Here is a 10,074-nt window from a genome sequence, read left to right as displayed (position 1 = left end):
AGTTTGATATACTTATTAATGCAATTGATAAGACTGTTTTTGAGAAGAAATTCTTAGTGATTTGCATGTGGATTTACTCCCTTCTCATTTACTTGGGACTGAGGAACAGTCTTTGTAGAATTACCATCTTCCACTTGAGCTACAATGAGTTTATTCATCATTCCTGCACTCATATGGTAAAGCAGGTGACAATGAATAGCCCACTCACCTAACTCATCAGCTGTGAGTAGAGTGGTTATCGTTTTCCCAGGTGGAACAATTACCGTATGTTTGTTTGGCATATTGCTTGGATCCTGACCATTCTCAAGCTGCATAAACATGCCATGTAAGTGCATTGGGTGAGCCATCATACTGTCATTGACAAATTTTAAGCGAATACGTTCACCATACTTCACCACTAGTGGGTCGGCTTCATTAAATTTTTTACCATTTATTGTCCAAATATAACGCTCCATGTTTCCACCAAGACGGATCTCTATTTCACGTTCAGCTGCACGAGTGTCTTTTTGAGGATCTAACGATTGCAAATCACTATATTGCAATGCTTTATTACCTTCAGGTGTTGAAGCATTTGCCCATCCAAATACGGTATTATCATTCTTGTCTGAAGCCGCCTTAACAGTAGCGCTATTCATCGGCATATCATGATCCATACCTTTCATAGAAGACATATCATGATCCATACCTTTCATAGAAGACATATCGTGATTCATGCCTTTCATAGAAGACATATCATGATTCATATCTTTCATAGAAGACATATCATGATCCATACCTTTCATAGAAGACATATCATGATTCATTCCCATATCTTCCATAGTCAATAAAGAACGAGGACGAGGCTTAGGCATCTCAATTTGTTTGACTGCTGGGCTGCTTTCTTCATGTAATGTTCCCACTGAAAAACCGGTACGATCAATAGATTCAGCTTCAATTTGGTAATGTGCTTGTTTTGGTTCCACAATTACGTCATAAGTTTCAGCAGTACCAATACGGAACTCATCTACAGGAACGGGCTTTACAGGTTGACCATCAGCACTGACTACAGTCATTTTTAGGTTTGGAATGCGTACATCAAAGAATGACATAGCGGAAGCATTAATAAAACGAAGGCGAACTTTTTCACCAGCTTTGAAGTTACCCGTCCAATTTTGCTGAGGTGTCTTGCCATTCATTAAAAATGTATAACCAGTCACATCGGACATATCTGTTTTCAGCATTCGCATCTGATTCCACATAGAACGGTCTTGCCAAGTCGCTTTTAGCCCATCACGTTTAACTTGTTTTAATACATCGAATACTGTTTCGCGGCGGTTCTGATAGTAATCTGCTTCTTTTTTAATATTTTTCATAATTTGATCACTTGTCGAATTATGAAAATCAGAAAGCAAAACAACGTAATCTTTATCGGTTTTTTCAGCAGCTGTTAGTGGAGTTTTATCTTTAGGATAAATAACAAAAGCACCATATAAACCGTCTTGTTCTTGTCCTTTACTATGTGAATGATACCAATAAGTACCATTTTGGCGGACTTTAAACTTATATTCATAAGTTTTATTAGGGGCAATGCCATTAAATTTGTTAAATCCAGGTACACCATCCATAATTCCAGGTAATAATAAGCCATGCCAATGGATTGAAGAGTCCTGATTTTTTAACTTATTGTGAACACGGATAACGGCCTCATCACCTTCTTCAAATTCAAGAAGTGGTGCAACGAATTTACCATTTACAGTAATTCTCTCAACTGGTTTTCCTGTGATATTTACAGTTTGTTCAGCGATTGTTAAATCATATTCTTTAACTGCCGCCATTACCCAAGTTGATGAAAATAAACCAACTCCAATTAAGAGTATATGACTTAACTTTTTTGACATTCTATCTCACCTTTAGATTTTTTGACATTCTATCTCACCTTTAGAAAGGTCAAGATTGAAGTAATAAAGCAAATATTTAGTATAAACTTTAATACTTCTTTCTCGCTATTTATAAAATTATTTATTGCTACCAGGCATATTCATCTTTGAATGATCCATTTTAGAATGGTCCATATTCATCATAGAATGATCCATTTTAGAATGGTCCATATTCATCATAGAATGATCCATTTTTGACATGTCAGATGAGTTAGGAGACTGATGTTGACTATGATCTTGCTGAGTCTTGTCATCTTTTTCCATTTTACAAGGTTTTGTACAAGGTTCCTGTGCTTTTACCGTTTTAGTGGCACTTGAGGTTGATACATCTTTTGCCCAAGATTGAGTACCAGCAATTAAAGTTCCAGCACACATTAAAATTGTTAGACTACGACGCACTACAGTTTTCATAAGTTTCTCTAAAAGTTAATTTCTTGCTACTACACTAAAGTGAAGCACTGAACATCTAAGTGACTTGAAAATGACATTTTTGTAATCTATCTCGATCAGATGTTTTATAACGTTATTATAGTTTTAATGAATAACTTAGGATTCTGAGATGAGAATACTATTAGTTGAAGATGAACAAAAAACTGGTGATTATCTCAAGCAAGGTTTATCCGAAGCTGGCTATATTACGGACTGGGTTACAGATGGGTTAACGGGTAAACATCAAGCTCTTTCTGAAGAGTATGACTTAATTATTTTAGACGTGATGTTACCTGGACTAAATGGTTGGAATATTATCAATGATATTCGTAGCAGCGGTAAAACAATGCCCATTCTTTTTCTTACCGCCCGAGATCAAATCGAAGATCGAGTAAAAGGTTTAGAGTTAGGCGCTGATGATTATTTAATAAAGCCTTTTGCTTTTGCAGAGCTTCTAGCTCGAATAAAAACGCTCCTTAGACGAGGGCAACAAAGAGAAGATAATAATATTATTAAGATTGCTGATTTAGAACTTGATTTGAGAAAACGTCGGGTAACACGAGCAGGTCAACGCATTGATCTGACGGCTAAAGAATTTGCGCTTATGGAGCTTTTTATGCGTAGAAGAGGTGAAATTCTACCAAGAGCACTTATTGCATCTCAAATTTGGGATATGAACTTTGATAGTGATACAAATGTAGTTGAAGTCGCTATTAAACGATTAAGAAATAAAGTAGATAGTAATTTTACCCCTAAGTTAATTCAGAATATTCGAGGAATGGGGTATGTATTAGAGGTAGAAGATGAATAATAAATTATTCAAATCTATCAGTTTTCGTATTGGTATTATTTTCTCATTATCGACTATATGCATTCTCATTATGATGGGGTTTTTCATCCATAAATTAGTGATGCATCATTTTGAAACGCAAGATCGTACCCAATTAGAAGGTAAAATCCAGCTTATTCAGAATCTTCTCCAACAGCATCCTAAAAATTCTCCAGAACTTGATCTATATTTGAAAGATGCTTTAGTTGGACACCATGATCTTATGGTCCAAATAGAACGACCGGCAGGTCAGATTTTATTTAGTTCAGCATCTTCAATCATTAATACTCAACAGTTAATCAAGTCAGCAAATAACCCTTGGATTAAATGGAAAATTAAGAATAAGACCTATCGTGGCATGATCTACAACACGGATATAAACAAAAATACTGAAATACAATCTGTACGCATTATTGTGGGGATCGATACATCTGAACATCTACATTTTTTAAATGATTTTAAGCGTCAACTTTTTTACATTGGTTTAGCCGGTACGATTTGTTTAATGTTTTTAGGCTGGTTTGCAACCTGGAGAGGTTTAAGACCCGTGCAAAAAATGGCTAAGGTCGCAGAAGGCATTTCTGCCCAACATCTTTCAGAACGTTTAGAAGTTGAGCACACACCAACAGAACTAAAATCATTAGCAATTGCCTTCAATGATATGCTCGACAGACTAGAATCAGCTTTAGAAAGGCTTTCCGATTTTTCATCTGATTTAGCGCATGAAATTAGAACACCGATTAATAACTTAATGACTCAAACTCAAGTATGTCTTGCCCGTAAACGAGATACCAGTACCTATCAAGAAGTACTATTTTCTAATTTAGAAGAATTAGAACGTTTGGCTCGAATGGTATCCGATATGCTTTTCTTGGCAAAAGCAGAACATGGCCTAAAATTACAGAACTTACAGAATATTGACCTGGTTAAAGAAGTTACAGCCTTATTTGATTTCTATGATGCGCTAGCTGCCGAAAAAAATATGACGCTTCAACAAACAGGATCTGGAAATGTCAAAGGTGATCCTGCTATGTTACGTCGAGCACTCAGCAATCTATTATCTAATGCAGTTAAATATGGAAATAAGAATTCTACAATACGCATAAAACTTCAACAGAATTTAGATAACACAATATTTTCAATTGAAAATGAAGGCCCTGAAATCTCTCCTGAACAACTATCCAGGTTATTTGATCGATTTTATCGAACAGATGCATCTAGACAAAGAACAGAAGAAGGAACCGGCTTAGGGCTCGCGATAACAAAATCTATTCTTGATATGCTTGGGGCGACCATCCAGGCTGAATCCCTCAATGGTCGAATCATTTTTACCATTGTTTTTCAAAGTGAATCCATGCAAGGGGAATCATTTTAACTCATTTTTTTGAACATCTTCCATTTACCCGAGTTGACCTTACATAAAGCTCAAACTGAGAGCCAGAGCTACGCCAGCACCTATCATGGCAATTGTGTAGCCAAATATGATAGCTCGGCCAAACTGTGCCCCCCCTGTCATCCATGCAATTGTCGCTTTGCTTAACATGTTGCTCAGTGTGGCCAGCCCTAGCGCGACAGCAGCCACATTTGTTGTTAAGCCTTCAATACTATGCAGGCGGGCAAGTGAGACTAAAATAGCATCTACGTCTGCTAGCCCAGAAATAGTCGATAATACGAAGATGCCGCTGGTGCCCAACCATTGTTTTGCTGCCGGGACCAAGACTGCCATGACAGCCAGGAAAGCAGCGAAGCTGAATGCTGTCCCAAGATCAAAAGGAGCCATTGCTTCTATTGTTCGATCGTTGTTTTCAGCGCTGGTAATTTGGCGTTGTCTCCACAATGCCATACCCAGCAGAAGGATTCCCGCAATCATCATTGCACCACCAAAAGTGCTTAGCAATGCTGGCTCAATGACGCCTATCAGCACAACCATACGAAAAAACATGATGCCACAGGCAGCCAATGTTCCAGAAATAGCAGCACTGACCATGACGGGGTGCTGGCGTGTATAGCGTGCCAGTGCGACAGTTGCAGCTGTAGAAGATGCCAAACCACCCAATAGACCTGTCCAGAATATGCCTCTTTCTGAACCGGTAAGCCGCATGGCAAAATGACCTGCCAGAGAGAGTCCGGCAATCAGGATCACTGCCCACCATAACTGGTAAGGATTTAATGCAGCAAAAGGTCCCAGACCCGTATTGGGTAAGTAGGGTAATATAACGACAGAAAGTACCAGCAACTGCAGGGATGCGGTTAATTCACGATGCTCTATCAAGCGTAGCCAACCGTGTAAGGTTGGCTTGAGATCCAAAAATACAGCGACGATTACAGCCGCGGTTAATGCTAAAGTAACATTACCATGGGATGCATATGCACCTAAAACTAATGTCAACAGCATCGCGATCGTCGTGGTAGCGCTTAGATTACCGGAAAGTTTTGCGGTACGCGCGTAGGACACTGTTAATAATAAGGAAAGCCCTAATACGGCCGCGACCAGCGGCCAAGGCCCGAAGTTTGGTTGTAAATGACCGAGCACTCCTCCGAGCAATCCTGTCAATGTGAAGGTACGTAGGCCTGCTACTCGGCTGCCCTCGGGCAATTCACGATCGTGCCATCCTCGTTCTAAACCAATGAGCAGGCCGATGGCAAGTGCTGCAATAAGACCTGGTACATCTGGTGGAAGAAAAGAACTCTCTATCATAACTTTTTATTTCGCAGGCGAAGGGCATTCGTGATGACTGAAGCTGAACTCAAACTCATAGCCAAGGCGGCAATCATCGGTGACAACAACCAACCGGTAAATGGATATAGTACGCCAGCCGCGATAGGGATACCCAAAGCATTGTAAAGGAAAGCAAACATGAGGTTCTGTTTCATGTTGCCGACAGTAGCTTCCGAAAGTGAACGGGCAACAGCAATCCCTCGTAAATCTCCCTTGACCAGCGTAACTTGGGCACTATTCATTGCAACATCAGTCCCGGTTCCCATAGCGATACCGACATCAGCTTTAGCCAAGGCTGGTGCATCATTGATGCCATCACCAGCCATAGCCACGATGCGACCTTCCTTCTGCAATTTGCTGACCAGTTCTAGTTTATCTGCGGGTTTGACTTCGCCATGTACCTCATCAATGCCTAGACGTGCTGCGACTGAACGGGCAGTGGTGAGACCATCTCCTGTTGCCATCACGATACGTAGACCCGCTTCCTTCAGGGTGGCAAGTGCTTCTGGGGTATTTTTTTTGATGGGATCGGATACTGCAAGCAGACCGGCCAATTCACCATTGATGGCTAGATGCATCACACTTGCACCTTCCGAACGCAGCTCTTCGGCTTGCGGAATCAGAGATTGTACCGAGATACCCAATTGCTCCATCAGTGCTGTGTTGCCCAAAGCTAACTGACGATCGCCCACTTGACCTCGAACACCAATCCCTGAGCCCGATTCAAAATTATCTGGTGTTTCAAGAGACAGGCCACGTTCGTGTGCTGCGTTTACAATCGCTTCGGCTAGCGGGTGTTCACTGCCTTGATCAAGACTGGCGGCTAAACGTAATACTTCAGATTCGTCAAAATCTGATGCGGCAACTACACGATCGAATACAGGGCGTCCTTCAGTTAACGTACCTGTTTTATCGATGATTAGTGTGTCAATCTTGCGTAGATTCTCAATGGCTGCTGCATCACGAAACAGCACACCATGAGTAGCACCTTGACCCGTCGCAACCATGATAGACATTGGAGTTGCCAAGCCTAGTGCACAAGGACAGGCAATAATGAGTACTGCCACAGCATTGATTAATGCATAAACCCAGCTTGATTCTTCTGGGCCGAATAGTCCCCATCCAAAGAAGGTAAGCAAGGCAATGGTCACTACAGCCATGACGAACCAACCTGCTACCTGATCAGCCATACGTTGCATTGGTGCTCTCGATCGTTGAGCTTGCGCCACCATCTGTACGATCTGGGATAACATGGTACTTGAACCAATTTTCTCTGAACGCATGATCAATGAACCATTGGTATTCAGGGTAGCTCCAATGACTTTATCGCCGATACGTTTAGTGATAGGTAAAGGTTCACCTGTCAGCATCGATTCATCCACTGAACTACTTCCTTCAGTGATTACACCATCCACAGGCACTTTTTCACCTGGGCGAATTCTGAGTAAATCTCCTACATGGACATGCGTTAGAGGAACATCTTCTTCAGTTCCATCAGGCAGGATTCGGCGAGCTGTTTTAGGAGCGAGCCCAAGGAGTGACTTAATTGCAGCAGAAGTTTGCGAACGTGCTTTTAACTCCAATATTTGTCCCAGTAGGGTCAATGAAATGATGACCGCTGAAGCTTCAAAGTAAACAGCGACACGACCCATGGAAATAAATGAGTCTGGGAAGATTTGCGGTGCAATGGTTGCGACCACACTATAAATAAATGCAGCTCCAGTGCCCAAACCAATCAGCGTCCACATGTTCGGGCTGCGATTCACAACCGATTGCCAACCCCGGGAAAAAAATGGCCAACCTGCCCAAAGTACAATTGGGAGTGACAACACCAGTTCAATCCAGCTCTGAACAGCCATATTGAACAGGTTCATTTGATGACCAAACATTGCCAAAAAAGTCACGATGATGGTCAATGGCAGTGTCCACCAGAAGCGTCGGCGGAAATCACGTAACTCCGGATTCTCATCTTCCTCTAATTCAGGAATGAGTGGCTCCAGTGTCATTCCGCATTTAGGACAGTTTCCAGGATGATCTTGCCTGATTTCTGGATGCATTGGGCATGTATAGATGGTCGTACCTGTTGTGCTTGCCGCATTAACGTGTTGAACAGTCTGATGATGCTGTGTATGTGCATCGGCAGTCGTCGTTGCGGGTTTAGCGATATATTGCACCGGGCTGCTATGAAACTTTGATTGACATTTATCACTGCAAAAAAAGTAAGTTTTCCCCTTAAATTCCTCATGGTATTTCGATTCTTCAGTGACGGTCATACCACAGACTGGGTCTTTCAGTACGTCTGTTGTAGCCTGTGCCATATGGTCCTGGTTATGATTTTTTTGATCTGACATAAATAATTCTCTTATGGAAAAGTGGTTTTATGGCCGAATTTTGGAATAAATCTCGGAGTCTGTTGAGCATAGCTGTCATAGACAGCGCCAAACTGTTTACTCATTTCAGCCTCTTCCTTAATTGCCAAGCGGCTGTACATTAAGAGTAAGATTGGAAACATAATCAGTGTCAGTAAAGTTGGCCATTGCAATAAAAACCCCAGCAAGATCATTACAAAAGCTACGTATTGCGGGTGGCGTATGCGCGCATAGGGTCCGCTTACTGCCAATTGGTGATGACGTTGTGCGTGGTACAACACCTGCCATGCTTTTGATAGTAAATAGAAACCATAGCCCAAAAAAATATAACTCGTGATGTGCAGAATGCCAAAATGTGGATCACCCTTTTCGCCTAGTAGCGTTGACCATAAGTGACCTGAGTTATGCGACAGCAAGTCAAGTTCAGGAAAGCGAGTTTGTAGCCAGCCTGACAACAGATAAATTGTTAAAGGGAAACCATACATCTCGACAAACAATGCAATGATGAAAGCAGAGAAAGCGCCAAAAGTACGCCAGTCTCGCGCTGTGGCGGGTTTAAAAAAACTGAAGGCAAACATAATGAAAATTGCCGAATTTATGATGACGAGCCACCACAGACCATAGGCTGATTCCGCATGATTCATGAGCGGTCTCCTGGTTCGCGTGATTTTTTATTATCTGATGTGTCTGGATTTTTCTGTTGATGATGGTGATGTCCATGACCACCATGCATAAAAATATGCATGAGTGGGCATGCTAAAAGGAGTAAAAAGGGTAAAACACCAACGACATGGGCCAAATGCTCGGTTAAGAGAAAATAGGCTGCCACACCACCAATCACGAATAGGCCGATGGCATAACGTGTAGACCAAAAGTTAGGTACTGAATTATGTTCTTGAGGTTGATGGTTCATGGTGCTTCCCTCTCTAATTCATGGGTAATTATTTAGTTGTGGAGGGAGGCATACAGTCCATCATCATCTGCATCATGGATTGCATCATGTCCATACGTTTTTCCATCATTTGCTGACGGTCAGCCATATTTGCATTCATGCTTTGGCCGCTCATCTGTTTCATCATACTCATACCTCCTTGCATGAGTTTCATGTGCTCAGCCATAAGTTTCTGACGTTCTTGTGGGGTTTTTGCAGCCATCATCTTCTCATGCATGGCTTGCATCGCCTTCATGTGTTGATCCATTGCAGCCATTTTATCTGTAGCAGTGGTGCTGGTAACTGTTTGCTTAATTGTTACTGCAGATGGTGCTGTTTTTTCAGGGTGGTGATCTTTGTGTTCATCGGATTGCTGTGCAAATGTATTCAATGACGCGGCTGCGATACATAAGCCCAAAAAAATGTTTTTGAATTTCATCATAATTTTTTCCTTTAAATAATTTGGAAGTAAAAGCTATGTTTTAGTACTGAACAGAGACTAGGAATTTGACTACTAAACTGATGAAATTTTTGGTTATTCTCTGTCTCTCTTAAAAATTTTAGCACTATTAATTAATTATTTTTAAAAATGACAAAAATGTAATTTTGAGATCTTCTCGAAATATATAGTCTATGCTGAGATGACAAAAATTTTATTTAATATTAATCTTTTAAAACTATTAAAGTTGTTATGATTTTATGTGCTTAAAAAAATAAAAATGAAATGATTAGATGACTCCAAGGCTAGTTAGAGACACATTCTTAATGTAATTTACACTGTTATTCCTTTAAAGAAAAAATACAGTAAGCGTCCGCTGAATCCCATGCCTATTTTTTAATTTTGGTCGGATTTCCAGCGGTGTGGCAGTAATTCTTCTATT

At 40.9% G+C, this 10,074-nt stretch carries 9 protein-coding genes; 2 read left to right on the top strand and 7 right to left on the bottom strand.

What is annotated here, in order from left to right; genetic code table 11:
• Window positions 1-53: 53 nt before the first annotated feature.
• Together PV763_RS16160 and PV763_RS16155 are read right to left on the bottom strand one after the other, a co-directional pair.
• Window positions 54-1,877, bottom strand: coding sequence for a copper resistance system multicopper oxidase (locus PV763_RS16160; RefSeq protein WP_420938213.1), 1,824 nt, complete (start codon window positions 1,875-1,877; stop codon window positions 54-56).
• Window positions 1,878-1,994: 117 nt separating this feature from the next.
• On the bottom strand, window positions 1,995-2,327 hold the full coding sequence (locus PV763_RS16155) for a hypothetical protein (RefSeq protein WP_184413644.1): 333 nt from the start codon (window positions 2,325-2,327) through the stop codon (window positions 1,995-1,997).
• A 148-nt stretch (window positions 2,328-2,475) separates the two neighbouring features.
• Here PV763_RS16155 and PV763_RS16150 point away from each other — a divergent pair, with 148 nt between their 5' ends.
• Window positions 2,476-3,156, top strand: coding sequence for a heavy metal response regulator transcription factor (locus PV763_RS16150; protein ID WP_420938212.1), 681 nt, complete (start codon window positions 2,476-2,478; stop codon window positions 3,154-3,156).
• On the top strand, window positions 3,149-4,549 hold the full coding sequence (locus PV763_RS16145) for a heavy metal sensor histidine kinase (protein WP_005105857.1): 1,401 nt from the start codon (window positions 3,149-3,151) through the stop codon (window positions 4,547-4,549). Before PV763_RS16150 ends, PV763_RS16145 begins: the two co-directional genes overlap by 8 nt.
• Window positions 4,550-4,588: 39 nt before the next feature.
• Here the strand turns inward: PV763_RS16145 and PV763_RS16140 are convergent, their stop codons facing one another.
• The 5 genes from PV763_RS16140 to PV763_RS16120 are packed head-to-tail and all read right to left on the bottom strand — an operon-like array spanning window position 4,589 to window position 9,635.
• Complete coding sequence (locus tag PV763_RS16140) at window positions 4,589-5,872, bottom strand: MgtC/SapB family protein (RefSeq protein WP_420938211.1); 1,284 nt, start codon at window positions 5,870-5,872, stop codon at window positions 4,589-4,591.
• Entirely contained in the window at window positions 5,869-8,244 is a 2,376-nt protein-coding gene (locus tag PV763_RS16135) for a heavy metal translocating P-type ATPase (protein ID WP_004663996.1), read from the bottom strand. The genes PV763_RS16140 and PV763_RS16135 overlap by 4 nt, the downstream gene beginning before the upstream one ends.
• An 11-nt stretch (window positions 8,245-8,255) precedes the next feature.
• Window positions 8,256-8,906: a methyltransferase family protein gene (locus tag PV763_RS16130; protein ID WP_420938210.1), complete on the bottom strand. Its 651-nt coding sequence runs from the start codon at window positions 8,904-8,906 to the stop codon at window positions 8,256-8,258.
• On the bottom strand, window positions 8,903-9,175 hold the full coding sequence (locus tag PV763_RS16125; RefSeq protein WP_420938209.1) for a DUF2933 domain-containing protein: 273 nt from the start codon (window positions 9,173-9,175) through the stop codon (window positions 8,903-8,905). Before PV763_RS16125 ends, PV763_RS16130 begins: the two co-directional genes overlap by 4 nt.
• A 28-nt stretch (window positions 9,176-9,203) precedes the next feature.
• The gene (locus tag PV763_RS16120) at window positions 9,204-9,635 is read right to left on the bottom strand and encodes a hypothetical protein (protein ID WP_070153879.1); all 432 of its coding nucleotides are present in this window, start codon (window positions 9,633-9,635) and stop codon (window positions 9,204-9,206) included.
• Window positions 9,636-10,074: the final 439 nt, after the last annotated feature.

The sequence above is a fragment of the Acinetobacter sp. AS5 genome (genome assembly GCF_048957595.1).
Lineage (GTDB): Bacteria > Pseudomonadota > Gammaproteobacteria > Pseudomonadales > Moraxellaceae > Acinetobacter.
This window is presented reverse-complemented; position numbering and strand designations above follow the sequence as displayed.